This is a genomic window from Vibrio sp. L3-7 (assembly GCF_963898195.1).
GTDB classification, from domain to species: Bacteria; Pseudomonadota; Gammaproteobacteria; order Enterobacterales; family Vibrionaceae; genus Vibrio; species Vibrio echinoideorum.
Window position 1 is genome coordinate 345,572 of record NZ_CAWQUW010000023.1, and the last position, 17,597, is coordinate 363,168.

The window sequence follows — 17,597 nt, forward strand, 5'->3', positions numbered from 1 at the left end:
ACTAGCGTTCATCTTTAGGGGTATCCATCACAACCATGGTCGTAATGGATTGAACCTGAGCGCATTCCCCAAGCACATCGGCATGAAACTTCTTATAGCCCGGCAAATCTTTGGTTTCTACTCTCAGCAAATATTCATTAGCGCCGGTAATGTTGTGGCATTCCACCACCTCTTTTTCCATGCTGACATGCTGTTCAAATTCTAGCTGAGCCGATTTGCTGTGGCTCGATAAACCAATCGAAACATAAGCAATAAAGCCGACACCCATCAGGCCATTATCCAGAACTGCGCGGTAACCTTGAATGATCCCTTTACGCTCGAGATCCTGTACTCGCCTTAGAGTCGCTGAAGCCGACAAACCAATTCGTTCTGAAAGCTCAATGTTGGAGATTCTGCCGTCCAATTTAAGCTCTTGCAATATCCTTTCGTCAAATCTATCCATAAGTACTTATTATTGTGCATTTAGTGATAATAAGTGAAATAAAAGCACATAATTGCCTCACTTTCCACCTACTATGTTTCTCAACACGTGAAAGTCATGACCGGTCAGTCACTTCGTTCATTTTATTGTAGGAGAACCATTATGCCTTTAGAACAACTTAGCGCACTTGCCTTGTTTGCGTTTGTCTCGACCTTCACGCCGGGTCCAAATAACATCATGCTCATGACATCAGGTGCCAATGTTGGCTTTGCCCGTACTATTCCACACATGCTTGGGATAGCTCTAGGGTTTGCCGCCATGTTGTTGTTGGTTGGCTTCGGCTTAATGGGGATTTTCAACGCTTACCCTGTCTCTCACCAGATATTGAAATATCTAAGCCTGACTTACCTTGTGTACCTAGCAATTAAGATAGCATTGAGCGGCAAAGCCAAAAGCACCGCGGCTTATAAACCAATGACCTTCATTGGCGCGGCAAGTTTTCAGTGGGTAAACCCCAAAGGTTGGTCAATGGCACTGACTGCGATTTCAGTGTACAGCAGCGGCAGTTCATGGTGGGAGCTTGCGATCATCGCGGCGATATTCACGCTAGCCAACTTACCATCCGTGACCTTCTGGACGGCAGCAGGCAAACAGCTACAGCACTGGCTAACAACGCCAGTACGCATCAAAAGCTTTAATTACGGCATGGCGGGCTTACTGTTAGCATCAACGATTCCAATGCTCTAATCGAATAAGTTTCTTATCTTGTGATGGTTAGTACACAAGTGCTAGCCATCATTCTGGTTAAAGATATCCAATAATCTCACTTAACCAACGACCAAATAACGCCTGCCCGCTTGGTGTTAACGTCCACACAAACACCGCTACATTAATTGCCACTGTCAGCCAATAGATAGATCTGAACGGCTGCTTCTGCGTTTTATGGCGCAGCTTATCTTGAGCAATCAAAGCCCCTAACCAACCACCAGCAACAGACAAAATATGGAGAGTTTTCTCAGGCACACGCCAATTGCCATTGATCGCCGCCCTCTTGTCCTTTGCGTACACGAAAAACGTCACCAATCCGATAACCAAATACCACACCAACAGCGCTTTCGAACTTTCTACAAACAACGCGGATACCGCCACGAGAACCAGATAAGTGATAGCGATTTGAATAGATGAAGACAACATCAACTCCTTTTGGGTAACAGCTCACATACTGTAGCAATTACGCCCTGTAGATTTTGATAAGGATGAGCCGTTATTTACCACGATTGGTATAAATAAAACAGCAATTAGGTCAGCCTCCCAATTAAGAGAAACGCCCTTTCATCCCTACATAACATGATGGAAGTTAAAGGAATTATAAATATGTACAACCAAAAGTACGCCATCTACCAAGTTTTTACGCGTTTATTTGGCAATAAAAACACCCAGCATGTGCCATGGGGCAAAATCGAGCAAAATAGCGTCGGCAAGTTCAATGACTTTACCGACAAAGCGCTATCGGAAATCCGCAAACTCGGCATTACGCATATTTGGTATACCGGAGTGCCACATCACGCCGTCATCAATGATTACAAACACATCGGTATCTCAGACGATCACCCGAGCGTAGTAAAGGGACGCGCAGGCTCTCCTTATGCAGTCAAAGACTATTACTCAGTGAACCCAGACCTCGCTGAGAACCCTGAGCGCCGTGTAGAAGAATTTGAGGCCTTGATAAAAAGAAGCCACGACAATGGCTTAAAAGTGATCATCGATATCGTACCGAATCACGTTGCACGTCATTATCAAGGCTTAAATAACCCAGAGGGAGTCAGTGACTTTGGCGCTCACGATGACACAACACTCGAATATCACCGAGATAACAACTTCTATTACATTCCCAACAGCGCCTTTGAACTGCCAGATATAGCTCCTGCCTTTACCCCGCTTGGTAGTGAACAGCACCCTAACCTACGCTCTCCGTTTATCGAAACGCCCGCCAAATGGACGGGTAACGGCTCTCGCTTAGCCAAGCCCAATTTCGATGATTGGTATGAAACGGTGAAAATCAATTACGGCGTGCGCCCTGACGGCTCAAAAGATTTCCCTGAACTGCCAAGTGACTATGCTCAAAGAAATTACATGGATCATTTCCGCTTTTGGGAATCTGTTGATGTGCCTAGCTCTTGGGTTAAATTCCGAGACATAGCCTTGTTTTGGTTAGAAAAAGGCGTTGATGGATTTCGCTACGACATGGCAGAGATGGTACCCGTCGAATTCTGGAGTTACCTCAACTCATCGATAAAGATGGAAAACCAAGATGCCTTTTTAATGGCAGAGGTTTATCAGCCGGACTTGTACCGCGACTATATTCACCTAGGAAAAATGGACTACCTGTACGATAAAGTTGACCTTTATGACGGTCTAAAAGACATAATGCAAGGCAAGGCTTCAACGGCAATCATCCCCGATATCCAACATCAGATGATGGATATTGAACATCACATGCTGCATTTCTTGGATAACCATGATGAGCAACGCATCGCTTCCCCAGAGTTTGTTGGCAATCCACATATCGCAAAGCCTGCAATGCTCGTCAGCGCATTATTAAGCAGTTCACCGACCATGATCTATTTTGGACAAGAAGTTGGCGAACCGGGGGCGGAAAATGCAGGCTTTGGACAACCCTCACGTACCTCTATATTCGATTACATCGGAGTCCCACAGCACCAAAAATGGATGAACCATGGTGCGTTCGATGGCGGATTATTAAACAACAACGAAAAACAGTTGCGATGCTTCTATCAGAAGGTCATGAACTTTTCGCTTAAGCACTCTTCAATGACTGGTGAATATCGAGACTTACATCAAAGCAATAATCTGAGTGATTCGGTCTACGCATTCCTGCGCTATGACAACCAAGAGCTCACCATTGTTGCCGCAAATTTCAGCCAGGACGCCACTGAGAGTATTCACTTAAAGATTCCAGGCGATGTTGTCCAAAAGCTCAAAATAGCGGATGGCAATTACTTGCTAGATGAACATATTGAAGGCGTTCAACGGCAAACATTAGATATAGTGGGTGGTGTGGGTCATTTTCTCATTGAATTAAAACCACTAAGCTCTTTGACGTGGGTACTATTTTTAAACTAACGATATATCATTCAATACTAGATATTAATTGATAATAAACACAGTGGACAGGATACTTAATTTACCAATAAAAATAACATCGACTCAATTTGATATCTTCCTCACATAAATAAGGATGAGTTCTCATCCTTATTATCTACTCCTACTCTCTACGCCTTATGTTTTTGATAATAATTAAATGAGTTATTGGTCCAACTAATTTAACATTAATGGAATACAAAACGTGACATTGGCACTAGGTTTCTTATATTTACGTATTAAAAATAACTTTACATATAATCATCACAAATAGTTGACCTACGTTAAGGCTAGGATATTCATCTTCATAAAAAATGAAATATGGATATCAAAACGTGAACGTAATAAATCTCAATAATAAAACAACTCGACAAAGTACCCTTAATATTGCAAATAAGAGAAACTTCAAACGTTCTACTTTAGCCAAAGCTATTTTACCTCTGATCACAGCAACATTAATTGTAGGCTGCGGTAGTGACAATAACAGCGACTCAGATTCAAACGGTAGTGACAGTGGTTTATATAAAGCAGGCGAAAACGAAGTCGTTGTTTACTACAAACGCGATGTTGCGGCTGCAAGCACTTCTGGTTCGACTTACGATGGCTGGGGGCTACACCTTTGGAACGGCGAAGGCTGTACCAGCACCGACTTAATCGCGATGGGTCTTAGCGAAAGTGGTACCAGCTGGGATGCACCTTACGAATTTAATGGTATCAGTGATACCTATGGCGCTTATTACGTTTTAAAAGTCGACCCTGATGCCTCTGACCCTTACAAGTGTATGAACTTCATCCTGCACAATGACGATGAAAAAGCATTCGGTAGTGCGAATTCGAAAGTCGAACTGACTAAGCTTGGCGACTCACAAGGTGTATTCGGTTTCCATGGCAGCAGCGAGTTGTACTACGACCCAATCTCAGAAAGACCAGTCAATATTGATGGCCAAAAAGCACATTGGTTAGATGCAACCACCATCGGCTGGGAAGCGGCTAGTAATGCCGATTCTGTAAAACTCTTCTATGCATTAGATAACAGCATCACCATGAACGAAGACAAAGAAATTGTCGGCGGAACTGCAATTGAACTAAGTAAAGACGGGGAGCTATCTTCTGAATTGAAAGAACGTTTCCGTCATCTATCAAGCCTACCAGCTTTATCAATCGATGTTGACGGCAGCACACTTCGCACTATTTTAAAATCTCAGATAATTCTTGTTGCCTACAATGCCAATGGCGATGTTATCTCTTCAACTGAGGTTCAAAAACCTGGTGTGCTTGATGCGGTATTTGCTAGTGAAGATGCTGGTAATGCGATGAGTGAAGAACTAGGTGCGATTGTTGAAGGCAGTGCGGCTACCTTTAAGCTTTGGGCACCAACAGCGCAAGATGTTGAACTCGTCCTATACAGCGAAGATCTTCAAAGCTCGCAAGTCATTCCAATGACGGAAAGCACTGAAACCGGTATTTGGGCAACTGGCGCTGTGTCTAATGCAGTCAACAGTTACTATCGTTACCAAGTGAAGGTTTACCACCCAACCACAGGCAATATCGAAACCCGTCTTGTGACAGACCCTTATTCTCTGAGCTTGTCGAAAAACTCTGTATACTCTCAAGTCATCGATCTTGATGATTCAGCATTAATGCCTGAAGGATGGGTTGGATATAAACGACCAACGATAAAGAAAGACGAAGACCACGTACTCTACGAATCACACCTTCGTGACTTTAGCTTCAGCGATAAGCTAGGCACAAAGAGCCTAAACGGCAAGTACCTAGCTCTCACAGAAACAGATCGTGAGTCGGTAAAACACCTGCAAGCTTTAAAAGATGCGGGCTTAACTACGCTGCATATCTTACCTGCATTTGACATCGCGACCGTTGATGAAGATGAAGCGAGCCGTGTCGATATTACCGACACCGTTGGCAAACTGTGTGATGTAAAACCAGCCGCCGCTTTGTGTGGAAACGAAGATGAAAACAAAACCATTGAAGCTGTATTAGACGGTTATGACCCTTCAACGGGTGACGCCCAAGCATTAATGAATGACTTACGTATGCTTGATAGCTTCAACTGGGGCTACGACCCATTCCACTATACGGTTCCAGAGGGAAGTTACGCGACAGACCCTAATGGATCGAAGCGTATTCTAGAGTTCCGTCAAATGGTGAAAGCGACACACGACATGGATCTTAAGCTGATCATGGACGTGGTATACAACCATACCAATGCGTCTGGTGTGAACGATAAGTCGGTTCTAGATAAGATTGTCCCTGGGTATTATCACCGCCTCAACGTGAACACGGGTGGCGTCGAAAACTCGACCTGTTGTGACAACACTGCGACTGAAAACCTAATGATGGGTAAATTAATGGTCGATTCACTTAAGGTATGGGCTGACGACTATAAAGTGGATGGTTTCCGTTTTGACTTAATGGGCCACCAGCCGAAAGACGTAATGGTAGAAGCTCTTGCGGAAGTACGTAAAATCGACGAAAACACACTGTTCTACGGTGAGGGTTGGGACTTTGGCGAAGTAGCAAACAACGCACGCTTCGACCAAGCTAACCAAATCAATATGGCAGGCACAGAAATCGGTACCTTCTCAGACCGTTTACGTGATGCAGTACGCGGCGGTAGCCCATTTGATGGCGGCGTCGATTCAGAAGGCAACCACTCACTTCGATTCAATCAAGGCTTTGGTAACGCCGCGATTGCCAATGAAGAAACCAAAGATGATCAAGACTCAGTAAACGGCCGTTTGCACAACCAAGATCTTGTCCGCTTAGGCATGGCAGGTAACCTAGCAGAATACGTATTGTTGGATTACAACGGTGATACCAAACTGGGTAAAAACGTTGACTACAACGGTGCGCCCGCTGGCTACACCAAGATGCCTTCAGAGAACATCTCTTACGTTTCCAAACACGATAACCAAACGCTTTGGGATAACAACGCTTATAAGATCGCCACTGGGACTAGCTCTGCAGAGCGCGCTCGTATGCAGTCTGTATCGCTATCTACCGTGATGTTAGGCCAAGGTATACCATTCATCCATATGGGTTCTGAACTATTGCGTTCTAAGTCTATGCAGCGCGACTCTTACGACTCTGGCGACTGGTACAACCGCGTAATGTTCGATGGTACGGGCAACAACTGGAATGTTGGCCTACCACGTGAAGACAAAGATGGTGCCAACTGGGATCTGATCAAAACTATCATTGCTGACAGTACGGCTAAACCAGACGCAGACGATATTGAGCTGACTAAACAGCAATTCCTCGAGTTATTAAAAATCCGTAGCTCAAGTGAACTGTTCCGCTTAGACACTGCAGAAGAAGTCATGAAGCGTGTCGACTTCCGTAATGTTGGCGAAGATCAAGTCGAAGGACTGATCGTGATGTCTATCGATGATGGTGTTTCAGCCGGTGCTAACCTAGATCCTGCCAACGATGCGATTGTTGCTGTTGTAAACTCAACCAATAAATCTCAATCGTTCAAAATCACAGGAGCAACCGGCTTTGCACTCCACACCGTTCAACAAAATTCTGAAGATGACATTGTAAAAGGCGCAACCTTCGCCGCTGAAACCTTCACAGTACCGGCATTAACCACCGCTGTATTTGTACAAGCTCAAGACGGTGCGCAAGGTGCAGGTTTGCCAGTTGATAACTCAGACAAGGATGTATCTAGCATCCCACCATACGGCCAAACGACTGTGTATGTTCGAGGCGAAATGAATGGCTGGACACCTGTTGATGATTGGGCAATGAGCTTTATTAGCAACGGTGTTTACTCTGTTACAAAGACTTTGGAAGTAAAAGAGTATGGCTTCAAGTTTAGCGGCGCGACTTGGGAACAGCTTGACCTTGGTTGTAATTCAGTTGAACTTGCCGATGGCTCTATCAATCTTGGTACTGATGGTAACTGCCAATTGAGCGTAACTGAAGCTGGCAGCTATACATTCACTCTGAATGCGATTCATGAGTTGGATGACAATGTGGAGAAAGCCGTAGTTTCAGTAACCAAGAATTAAGCCTTAAACCTTAAACCTTAAACCTTATGATTCTAATAAACAGATAATAAAACCAGCGCAAGCTAGCCTTTGGGAGACGTCAGTCTCCCTTTTTTTGTGCTCAATAAACTCCAACCCAAATGCACCACACCATTACCTTTGCCTCCCATCGATTAATGCTCTTCACTAAAACGATGTACAAACTGTATTAGTTCTTAGTTCTTAGTTCTTAGTTCTTAGTTCTTAGTTCTTAGTTCTTAGTTCTTAGTTCTTAGTTCTTAGTTCTTAGTTCTTAGTAGAAAGGATGACGACTTCGTGTGAACTGTTAGTTTAATCGAGGGTAAATATCATAAATCCAATTTAGGGTCAGTAAATGGAGTGGCTACTAGTATAGAATTCGCATGCAGTATTAAGTTTTTCGAGAAGAGTAAAAGAGGTGAGAGTGTTTTTATTAAACACCTAGTTAATCAAAGCTATAAATAGCCGATATCTTCCACTTACATTGGCTATCTATAATTATGCATAGGTCAGTGGTTATTTCATAATTAGGTATTGATTGAATATAAACATTTCACTTCTATTTATCACAAGCAATAAAAAAGGCCCCAACTGGGAGCCCTTCTTTTCATATCATTCAGTTTTTACAACCGTTTGATTACTTTTTATTGACGGCTTTTACAAAAACTTCTTGCGCACCTTCAATACCTAATGCTTTTGCTTCATCTAATAAGCTCAAAGCTTTAGGAATATTGTCTTCACTTACTGCTGTTTGAATTGCATTATGGTAGTAAGTTTGCGTCTCTGGTTGAATCGTATCGATCTTAGTCGCAGCGGCTGGTTTAGCGTTAGACTCACTGCTTGATGAACCAAACGAGAAGAAGCTCGCTCTATCGATAGTCACTTCTATTTTACCGACATTACCGTTTGGAATTGGAATATCTTTCACTTCTGGTAAATAGTTACCACGACCTTCAGCATCTAAACGAGCAGGATGGATCACATCTGTAAAACCACCAATCTCTTGCTGGTCAGTGTAAACCACTAAGAAAACCGAATCTTCTGTACGTGGTGGGAAGAACTCTTTTTCAGCAACAAGTCTATTGCCCAAGTGCATTCTAGGCTTCTTATATTCAAAGTCGCTTTGGCCGTAGCTTTCTAACTCTTTACCGTTTTTGTCGTAGATTACTGCACGTGGGACAAATGCTGTATCTCCAATCAAACTAGAAATTGTTAATGAATACTCGCCGCGATTCGCTGGAAGCTCAACTGCAACCACAGGGCTATTAATCGATTGGTAGTTCAGGTACTGGCTTTCTGGCGTAACATCAAAAATTACAGAACTCGGTAATTTCATTGCTGCAAACTGAAGTCCAGCAATAGAATTTACTTGTTCAGCCTGCGCCACTTGCACTTGCTCGACTACTTGTGCAGATTGACAACCGGCCAACGCAACACAGCCGCTCAACATTAGAGCTTTAAAATACATAACCCTTCCTTTTTGTTATTTTTTTAAGAAATTTACTAACTTTAATTACCACAAAGAGAACTATTCACCTAGGGAACGATCAATTTATTTGTACATTCCTTAAAAAAATAGCCGACGCGAGCCGGCTATGAATTAGGACAGTTTAGGATTTGTTAAGCTAGGTGTTTACCACCAAGCTTCTACTTGGATACCAGCTACGTATTCAGTATCTTCATTTGTACCAAATGCGTTGTCATTTTCAGTATCTAGGATGTAAGAACCGTAAACACGGATTTCAGGACGAGCCCAGAAGCTGTCACCCATAGCCCAAGCTTGAGCTACTGTGAATTTAGCGTTACCAAAGTCTTCTACACCAGTACCAGCGCTGTTGATTTTCTCACCAGCGTTGTAACCAGCTTCAAATACTGTACGCATTGTGTCGTTCCACTTGTACATTGGACGAGCCACTACAGAGTACTGATCGATGTCTTGCTTAGAAGCACCAATTTCAGAACCAGCTAGGTAAGCAAGTTGGTGACCCATTTCCCATGATTCGCCTAGGTTCATAACACCCCAGTTGATCAAGCGGTAACCCGTTGCATCATTTTGGTCGCCTGAACGGTCGTAGTATGCGCCAGCACCCCAGAAGTTAGCAGCTTGAACACCGTAGCCGTTTGTACCGTACTGTAATACAGTTTGGTTAAAGCCATTATCCATACCTTGGTGGATAATACCTGTAACTAGTAGACCGTCATCACCTTTAACTGATTGACCATCAGTTGAAGTAGCGAAGTTGTACGCCATCGCAACTTCTAGAGAAGCGTCAGACCAAAGGCCAATGTTAGCTAAACGAACATCAGCAATGTAGCCAGTTACATCTTCAGATTCTTTACCAACTACACCCCATGTAGGAGCGTCACCTGGATTCGTACCTGCAACCCAACCGTACTTGTCCGTATCAGATGTTTGAGAACCATTATCTTGAATCAATGCAACAGATAGTTTCTGGTCGCCAATTGATAGGTTCTCAACACCGCCACCAGTACCAGAAGTGTTCAAGAAGTAGAAGTCAGTAATGTGGATGTCTTTACGTTGGTAGTATGTTTTACCAGCCCAAATAGTCGCTTCTTTATCAGAAGTAATCAGACCTTTCGCTTTAACAGCAAATTGTGCAACGTTGAAGTCAGCATCTTCCCAACCATTTTCACCTGGAGCACCAGATGCAATCATCGATTCAATACGCCAAGTTTGCTCACCTGTTTTTAGCTCTTCAGCAAAACCAAACTCAGAGTAGTTGTCATTTTCGTTACCTAGACGACCAATACCGTTTTTATTAACAGATACGTCACCAGAACCACTTGCACTGATACCAGTACCAGCACGCATGTAGCCATTAAAATCTACAGCGAACGCAGAGCCAGCAGCTAATGTAGTTGCCACTGCAGCAGCAATCAAACTTACTTTTTTCATTCTTAACTCCATTAAGGACGATTTATTTTAGGTTTTTATATTTTTGCTCTCTTGCGGCAACCAAAGGCAGTAATGGTAGTCGTAAGATAGAGAGGTTTAGGGTTTCCCCTGATTCGTTTCAACGGGGTCAATATTAAGAGGGGATGACAAGTTTGACTTCCTCCACCCTAAACTTAATTAAGGGGGACGAGAGGGGAGTAGAAAATATACAGAACGGTGTTTTAAAGAGGTAGGTCACTTAATCTAGGAGGAGTAGGCAGCACTCAGATCTAATTATTCAGCATAAGTGAGATCTAGTTCAAATATATAATTTGAACTTCATCGATGAATTATTTTTTTTACCGTAATTATTCTGTGAAGTTGCTTGACCTTACTGTGACAAAGCTTTTTACTTATAGTTCACTGATGTCGATAAACGAACAAGAAATCAAGCAATGACTAGAACGCTCGCTCGCCCTTATCCGCTAGGCGCAACGCTAGGTAACACTGGCTGTAACTTCTCTATTTATTCTCCTGACTGTAAATCCTTATCTCTCGCTCTTTTTGATGAGAACGATGAATTCACCACCTATACGTTAGAAGATGAATACGCAGATATCAGATATGTGTTCATAGAAGGTATTAAAGCGGGGCAAAAATACGGTTTCATCACGGAAACGGATGATGGCTCTATTCTACTTTCAGATCCATATGCCAAAGCAATCAGCGAACCGCTTGATTACGTCACGCCTTATACCAATGAAAAAAGCTTTGCGATGGCGAAATGTGTTGTTGTGGATGACACCTTCGATTGGCAAGATTTAGAAAAGCCGCGCATTGGCCGTGAAGATACTGTTCTTTTTGAAACCCATGTAAAAGGCCTATCTCAACTTCATCCAGAAATCGCGACCAACACTAAAGGTCGTTATTTGGGATTAGTTAGCCCTGAAATGCTTACTTTCTACAAACAGCAAAACATCAACTCTCTTCAACTGTTGCCCATTGCTGCGTGTATGCATGAACCACACCTACTAGACATGGGTAAAGTGAACTACTGGGGTTACAACCCATACTTGTTCATGGTACCTGATCCACGCTATGCAGAAAAAGATGCCGTTACCGAGCTCAAAACTGCGATTCGTGAACTGCACCGCAATGGCATAGAGGTCATTCTAGACGTCGTTTATAACCACACAGCAGAAGGCGGTGAAGGCGGTACAACCTTCAACCTAAAAGCACTCGATAGCCGTTACTATATTAAACATGGTTGTCATTACGCCAACTTCACAGGTTGTGGCAATACTGTCGACTTAACACACCAACCAGCCTTGAACTTAGTCATGGATACGCTCCGTTACTGGGTAAGTGAATTCCAAGTCGACGGCTTTCGTTTTGATTTGGCTGCAACATTGGGGCGCGAAGGTGACAATTACAACCCTGAGGCTGCATTCTTCAAAGCCGTTGCTCAAGATCCAGTGCTCAAAGAGACCAAGTTAATTGCAGAACCGTGGGATATAGGCCCTAACGGTTACCAGGTGGGTAACTTCCCACTGGGTTGGAATGAATGTAATGACAAACTACGCGATATCACACGTAGCTTCTGGCGCGGTGATCAAGGCTATCTAAAAGAGTTTGCGACTCGTTTGATGGGCTCTCGCGATATCTACAGTGCAGCTCACTGGCCATACAAACTTACCGTGAACTACATTACTTACCATGATGGCTTCACCATGCAAGATCTTGTGTCTTACAAGAATAAGCACAATGAAGAGAATGGCGAAAACAACCGAGATGGGCACGGTGATAATCGCTCAGATAACTACGGTGTTGAGGGAGAAACCGAAAACCTGCTAGTCGTTGCTACTCGTGAAAAGCAGAAGCGTAACTTTATGGCAAGCCTGCTGTTTGCGTTTGGTATCCCACATATTCTGACAGCCGATGTTTTGTCTCATACTCAAAAGGGTAACAACAACGCCTACTGTCAAGACGGTGTAACCAGCTGGATTAACTGGGAAGATTCAGAGCGTAAGACTTATTTCAAGACTTGGTTGTCTGAAATGATCTCCGCACGTCAGCAATACATGGTGCCTTTTATTAAGGCGTTCAGTGGAGAAAAGCGCAACTCTAATCGCATCTTCTGGAGCCGTGTCGATGGCACACTCATGGAACATGATGATTGGAACCGTTTAAGCTCTGTTGCGCTGCACTTGGGTATTGGTAAAGATGGTGATGAATTGATTTACCTGATAAACCAAACCAACGCGCCAGCTCGCTTCTCATTACCGACTGATCGTGACCAAAACTGGGTAACTATCTGTGATACCAACCTGCGAAATGTAAAACCAGGTCATGCTGAAGGGGAGATGTTGTTATCGCCGACTTCAATGGCAATTTTGCATTATGCGCCAGAAAAGGCTAAGTCAGCCTAATAAAACACCAAAATCAATAAGAGCCAGTTATATTTATAGCTGGCTTTTTTGTTAGCTGAATATCACAGAAATCATTCTTTTATATGGATTCATTTGCATTGATGTGATGGATGAAACTGTTTAGTATTGCCGTACTATAAAAATGAATCTATAACGTCTTGGATATCATGGCTTTACCTAAAATACTTATTCGGCTTTTCAAACCATACATACTCTTATTAACCGGAGGAATGCTCTATCTAGCAGTAGCCCAATTAGAGAAAGTAGAAACAACAGCAACCCACCAATCATCATCAAATATTCGAATTGCTAGCTCAACAATTCGTTCAAACATCGAAGCCGTGTTCGGCAAGCTTTACTTCCTAGAGACCAGCTTGGGCTCACCCAAGAATTCCAGTTTTGATGACAAAAAATTTCGTGAACTCAGCGATAACATCCTAAAAAGAACACCGAAATTCTCTGATATCATCCGATACCAGCCTCAATCTCATAACTATATTTCCACCCGAGGCCTTCCCCTTTCGAACGAACAAATCGCCTCAATACAGTGGCACTCAATAGACAACGTCGTTGAGGATTTCTACATATCTTCCGTTTATCAAAAACCTGATGGGCGTTGGGTGTTTGCGGTTAAACACACAGCAGAAAGATTGAATGAAGAAATATGGATTGAGTTTGACCTATTGCATACCACGCAAGGCCTAAGAGATCTTAAAACACTCAACAATGGTTACGTTTTTGTTGTCGATCGAGCAACTGAAAGGTTGGTCTTCCACCCTGACCCAAAACGTATTGGCTCCAAATCCATTAGTTATCATGCAGGTATCAGCAAGCAACTCTCAGAAGGTGAAACTGGCGGCCTGCACGAATACTATTATCAAGATAACTTTAAGATATCGGTTTTCGACGCTGACAACAGTTTAAACTGGGTTTTCATCGCTGGGACTGATCGCCACGATATATTAACCAGTTCACATCAATTCACGTTAACGGGCGTGGTGCTGGGCTCATTGCTTCTATTGTGGATTGGGGCAAACTATCTGGCTTACCGCTTAAACGTGTTGTTATCACGACTAAATAAAGTCGATGACCTCGCCAGCTTTAAGCGAGAGTTAAAATCAATATTGGATAGCTTTACGTATCATAAAGGCATTCAGTTTTGCCTCTATCAACCAGAAAGCCATTCGTTTAGTACCATTGATTATCACGGGAACAAATCAACGGTACATTGTGATAAAGCCCTTGCGGAGCGCTTTCCACCCGATACCATGGTTTATCGAAACGGGAAATACGCCGATCCGTTGGCATGCAAACTAAAAATCCATCAACGTCATTACTGCATACCATTGCACTCTCGCAAACAGTTAATTGCGATTCTCTATGTGAATGCGAGTTTGCCGATCAGCCAGAGCATTCTGCGCATGATCAGAGATTACACCGAAGTCTCTTTATCTAACTTGCTGCTTCATCGCCAATTGAGCAGCAAAGACCTGATGACGCAGCTAGATAACAAAAGCTGTTTCAATATCGCTCTGGAAAACTACGCAAGTGAACCAGAGACCTATGTTGCTTTGCTTGATATCGATAACTTTGACCACGTAAACCGCGCCTACGGTGAAGCGATTGGCGATAAGATGATAAAACTCACCGCAGAAACCATACGTTCCCACTTCCCTAAACCGAAAGGTCTGTGTCTTGCTCGAATTGGTGGGAAAGAGTTCGCAATCTTATTCAAAGCGAATGATGCTAAGGATGCCAAATTCCAGTTGGATCAATGTCGAGTGAGGATTGCAGAGAAGACGATTATTACGCCAAACATCACGCTATCGTTAAGTGTCAGTGTCGGGTTCTCACAATTAGAAGGCGAAAGAGATTCAGCGTTAGCTCTGGCGGAACAGGCCAAACTTATCGCCCAACAGCTCGGAAGGAATAGAGTGGAAGGTCATATAAGAGCAGTCGCGAAAGCATCTTAAATAGCCTTTGAGTCACGCCTTTTCTTAAGCAACGAATTCTCAAGCACCTAGGGGTTAATTTCTAGGTGCTTTTGTTTTTATAGAAAGTCATTACAATGCGCCTTCACCACAAAAACATCCCATTTATAACGACACCAACTTTATGAAGCTAAGTAACCGACTGCAAACACTCCATTCTCTTGTCAGCAATGATTACCAACACATTTGGGATTGTTGCTGTGATCATGGCTTCTTGGGTGTTCAACTGTTGTCGGATCACAAAGCACCTCAGATTCACTTTGTCGATATTGTCCCTTCGTTGATGAACGAACTTGAACGCAAGCTAACCCGTTACTTTCCTCAAGATAACAACGTTGAGCAACATGAGCAGAGTCAGTGGAAAGTCTATTGCTTAGATGTCGCAGCCATCCCACTGGATAAGCACGCGGGCCGACATCTCGTTATTATTGCGGGTGTAGGAGGCGACCTAACTCAAAAGTTAGTCGATGATATTCATCGTCAACATCCAGACAAAGCGATCGATTTCTTACTGTGCCCAGTACATCAACAGTTCGAACTGAGAAGCCATTTAAAATCACTCAAATTTGGCCTTATCAATGAAGTGTTGATTGAAGAGAACCGTCGTTACTACGAGATTCTATTGGTTAGAAACAATCGACATGGAAACGAAACAAACTCGTTACTGACTGAGGTTTCAAATGTTGGCGATAAGATCTGGACTCCTAGCGGTGAACAACAAAAGCAAGTATCACTGCAATACAAAGCTAAAACATTGCAGCACTACTTGCGCATTCATCAAGGACAAGAGAAGCAAGGTAAGGCTAGCGAAGTAAAGCACATCATTGATGCTTACCAAGCAATTTAGCACTCAATGATTCTTCATCTAACTTTGCCTGTAAAGCGACCAGATTATAGTGAGCACTAACTTCACGATTTAAAATCACAAAGAATATTCAATAAAAAAGCCGCTAGTTCATTGAACTAACGGCTTTTTTGATGCTATCGATTTGGTTTGATGTTACCGCTCTTGTGTTTTATGAACCGCATCAGGATTATCAATCGTTTCAACCTCATAGAGCGTATCAACCCCATATACCGTATCAAGATAGTCGTCTTTCTCTTTCCAGGTGTTATTCAGCCAACTGTGGAAACGACGCTTAAACGCTTTGTCTTCAAAGTAGTTACCGTTGACATTTTCGTCCATCGGATGCAATTTAATACGCACGACCACCTTCTTCATTTTACCTTTTAGCATGTCTTCAAACGGAGAGCTTTTGTTTTCAGGGTAAGCCAAAGTGACATCCACGATACCATCCAAGATTGGGCCCATTGCCGATAAGGCAAACGCCACACCGCCAGTTTTCGGCTTCAGTAGGTGTCGATATGGTGTTTTCGCTGTCGCCAGTTTGTCGAGGTTTGCACGCGTTCCTTCGACAAAATTCACCAGTGTTGTCGGTGCTAGTTTGAATTTAGTACACGCTTTGTTGATTGCATCAAAGTCATCATTGCGACGCTCAGGGTTACGAATCAAAAACTCACGTGAGTGACGTCTCATGAAAGGCATATCCAAGCCCCAACATGCCAGGCCGACAAAAGGAACGTACAGCAATTCATGCTTGAGGAAAAACTTGGTCATTGGCATCTTGTCTTTCAAGACTGACGACAAAATCACAATATCCGCCCAGCTCAGGTGGTTAGACATCATCAAGTACCACTGCTTGGTCGAGATGTCCTCCCCTCCTTCGACTTGCCATTCGATATCATTATTAACATTCAGCATCCAAAGATTGAGCGAAGCCCAACACCAAAATGTGAAGTTAGCGAGACGAGTACATGACTTCTGCACAACAGAGATTGGAAGAATCAGTTTGATGAGGCCAAAGAAGCTTACGGTAAACGCAGTCATTGCAGTATTAATGGTCACGAACAACACATTCAAGGCCATACGAAGATTATCAAGCATAAAACACGGCTATATTGAGATCGAAAGCCGCCATTATACTCATCTGTAAATTATTCTCTTCAGTTATTAGTGGCATTGTTCAATGGGTCAAACCACTCATTGAGATTGATGAACCGGCGACGGTGTCGCCTGAGCGGCCTACGGCCGAAAACAAAGAGACTCAACCTACTAGGACGCTTTGCATGAATCGTTTATCCTATAGGTCATGCATCCAAATAAGCCCATCAAACAGCTCTTCAATTCCAACGATAATTGGCTGAACTTCCTCAATAAACATGGGAAAACTCTCCGACAAGTCGTCATTGAAAACGTCACTAAAATGCTCGCTTGCAGTACGGCTGCTTTTGGCTCTAAAGAGTATCGATGCAGTCATGCTGATTGCACCCATCACAAATACATTCACCAGACATGTGAATCTCGCTTTTGCAGCAGTTGTGGCATAAAAGCCACAGAGCGGTGGATACGAAAGCAACAACATGTCTTTCCTGAGTGTGAGTATCAACACGTAACGTTGACGCTTCCTCACACGCTGTGGCCAATCTTTCGGGATAATCGCTTTCTTCTCAATCATCTCTTTAGCTGTGCAGCCAAAATATTCTTAGGATGGGCAAAGCAACTCGATATCGATATTGGCGTGTTCTGTGCACTTCATACCTACGGCAGAAAGCTGAATTGGAATGTGCACATCCATTTGTCTGTCACACGTGGTGGTTTATGTAAGA

General features: G+C 43.2%; 12 protein-coding genes. 7 read left to right on the top strand and 5 right to left on the bottom strand.

The window, feature by feature from the left end:
- Position 1: 1 nt before the first annotated feature.
- The gene (locus AACW75_RS16525) at positions 2–442 is read right to left on the bottom strand and encodes an Lrp/AsnC family transcriptional regulator (protein WP_010431662.1); all 441 of its coding nucleotides are present in this window, start codon (positions 440–442) and stop codon (positions 2–4) included.
- A gap of 141 nt (positions 443–583) precedes the next feature.
- Between AACW75_RS16525 and AACW75_RS16530 the strand changes: the two genes are divergently transcribed.
- Positions 584–1,168 (top strand): LysE family translocator, encoded by a 585-nt coding sequence (locus AACW75_RS16530; protein ID WP_135454363.1) that lies wholly within the window; start codon positions 584–586, stop codon positions 1,166–1,168.
- A 57-nt stretch (positions 1,169–1,225) separates the two neighbouring features.
- On the opposite strand, the gene AACW75_RS16535 is transcribed toward AACW75_RS16530, so the two are convergent.
- Positions 1,226–1,615 carry a DUF1294 domain-containing protein gene (locus AACW75_RS16535; protein WP_017073643.1) on the bottom strand — a complete coding sequence of 130 codons (390 nt, stop codon included), beginning with the start codon at positions 1,613–1,615 and terminating at the stop codon, positions 1,226–1,228.
- Positions 1,616–1,795: 180 nt separating this feature from the next.
- Between AACW75_RS16535 and AACW75_RS16540 the strand changes: the two genes are divergently transcribed.
- Both AACW75_RS16540 and pulA read left to right on the top strand, forming a co-directional pair.
- Positions 1,796–3,565 (top strand): alpha-amylase family protein, encoded by a 1,770-nt coding sequence (locus AACW75_RS16540; protein ID WP_237297482.1) that lies wholly within the window; start codon positions 1,796–1,798, stop codon positions 3,563–3,565.
- A 404-nt stretch (positions 3,566–3,969) separates the two neighbouring features.
- Positions 3,970–7,617: a pullulanase-type alpha-1,6-glucosidase gene (gene pulA, locus AACW75_RS16545; RefSeq protein WP_237297486.1), complete on the top strand. Its 3,648-nt coding sequence runs from the start codon at positions 3,970–3,972 to the stop codon at positions 7,615–7,617.
- Between the two features lie 634 nt (positions 7,618–8,251).
- On the opposite strand, the gene AACW75_RS16550 is transcribed toward pulA, so the two are convergent.
- On the bottom strand, positions 8,252–9,082 hold the full coding sequence (locus tag AACW75_RS16550; protein WP_145568889.1) for a MalM family protein: 831 nt from the start codon (positions 9,080–9,082) through the stop codon (positions 8,252–8,254).
- Between the two features lie 165 nt (positions 9,083–9,247).
- Positions 9,248–10,543, bottom strand: coding sequence for a maltoporin LamB (gene lamB, locus AACW75_RS16555; RefSeq protein ID WP_145568887.1), 1,296 nt, complete (start codon positions 10,541–10,543; stop codon positions 9,248–9,250).
- A gap of 422 nt (positions 10,544–10,965) precedes the next feature.
- Here lamB and glgX point away from each other — a divergent pair, with 422 nt between their 5' ends.
- The 3 genes from glgX (at position 10,966) to AACW75_RS16570 (ending at position 15,777) form a co-directional block, all read left to right on the top strand.
- Entirely contained in the window at positions 10,966–12,939 is a 1,974-nt protein-coding gene (gene glgX, locus AACW75_RS16560) for a glycogen debranching protein GlgX (RefSeq protein ID WP_145568885.1), read from the top strand.
- A gap of 230 nt (positions 12,940–13,169) precedes the next feature.
- Positions 13,170–14,912, top strand: coding sequence for a sensor domain-containing diguanylate cyclase (locus AACW75_RS16565; protein ID WP_145568884.1), 1,743 nt, complete (start codon positions 13,170–13,172; stop codon positions 14,910–14,912).
- A 142-nt stretch (positions 14,913–15,054) separates the two neighbouring features.
- Entirely contained in the window at positions 15,055–15,777 is a 723-nt protein-coding gene (locus tag AACW75_RS16570; RefSeq protein ID WP_145568882.1) for a tRNA (adenine(22)-N(1))-methyltransferase, read from the top strand.
- A 153-nt stretch (positions 15,778–15,930) separates the two neighbouring features.
- Here the strand turns inward: AACW75_RS16570 and AACW75_RS16575 are convergent, their stop codons facing one another.
- Positions 15,931–16,875, bottom strand: a complete 945-nt coding sequence (locus AACW75_RS16575; protein ID WP_145568880.1) for an acyltransferase — start codon at positions 16,873–16,875, stop codon at positions 15,931–15,933.
- Positions 16,876–17,080: 205 nt separating this feature from the next.
- Between AACW75_RS16575 and AACW75_RS16580 the strand changes: the two genes are divergently transcribed.
- The coding region (locus tag AACW75_RS16580; RefSeq protein WP_237297483.1) for an IS91 family transposase at positions 17,081–17,597 on the top strand (517 nt) is incomplete at its 3' end.

What these genes read in the sequence shown, in the direction of transcription:
- AACW75_RS16570 (WP_145568882.1), top strand. Translation starts at nt 15,055, where the DNA reads ATGAAGCTAAGTAACCGACTGCAAACACTCCATTCTCTTGTCAGCAAT.
- AACW75_RS16540 (WP_237297482.1), top strand. Translation starts at nt 1,796, where the DNA reads ATGTACAACCAAAAGTACGCCATCTACCAAGTTTTTACGCGTTTATTT.
- glgX (WP_145568885.1), top strand. Translation starts at nt 10,966, where the DNA reads ATGACTAGAACGCTCGCTCGCCCTTATCCGCTAGGCGCAACGCTAGGT.
- AACW75_RS16535 (WP_017073643.1), bottom strand. Translation starts at nt 1,615, where the DNA reads ATGTTGTCTTCATCTATTCAAATCGCTATCACTTATCTGGTTCTCGTG.
- AACW75_RS16575 (WP_145568880.1), bottom strand. Translation starts at nt 16,875, where the DNA reads ATGCTTGATAATCTTCGTATGGCCTTGAATGTGTTGTTCGTGACCATT.
- AACW75_RS16565 (WP_145568884.1), top strand. Translation starts at nt 13,170, where the DNA reads ATGCTCTATCTAGCAGTAGCCCAATTAGAGAAAGTAGAAACAACAGCA.
- lamB (WP_145568887.1), bottom strand. Translation starts at nt 10,543, where the DNA reads ATGGAGTTAAGAATGAAAAAAGTAAGTTTGATTGCTGCTGCAGTGGCA.
- AACW75_RS16530 (WP_135454363.1), top strand. Translation starts at nt 584, where the DNA reads ATGCCTTTAGAACAACTTAGCGCACTTGCCTTGTTTGCGTTTGTCTCG.
- AACW75_RS16550 (WP_145568889.1), bottom strand. Translation starts at nt 9,082, where the DNA reads ATGTATTTTAAAGCTCTAATGTTGAGCGGCTGTGTTGCGTTGGCCGGT.
- AACW75_RS16525 (WP_010431662.1), bottom strand. Translation starts at nt 442, where the DNA reads ATGGATAGATTTGACGAAAGGATATTGCAAGAGCTTAAATTGGACGGC.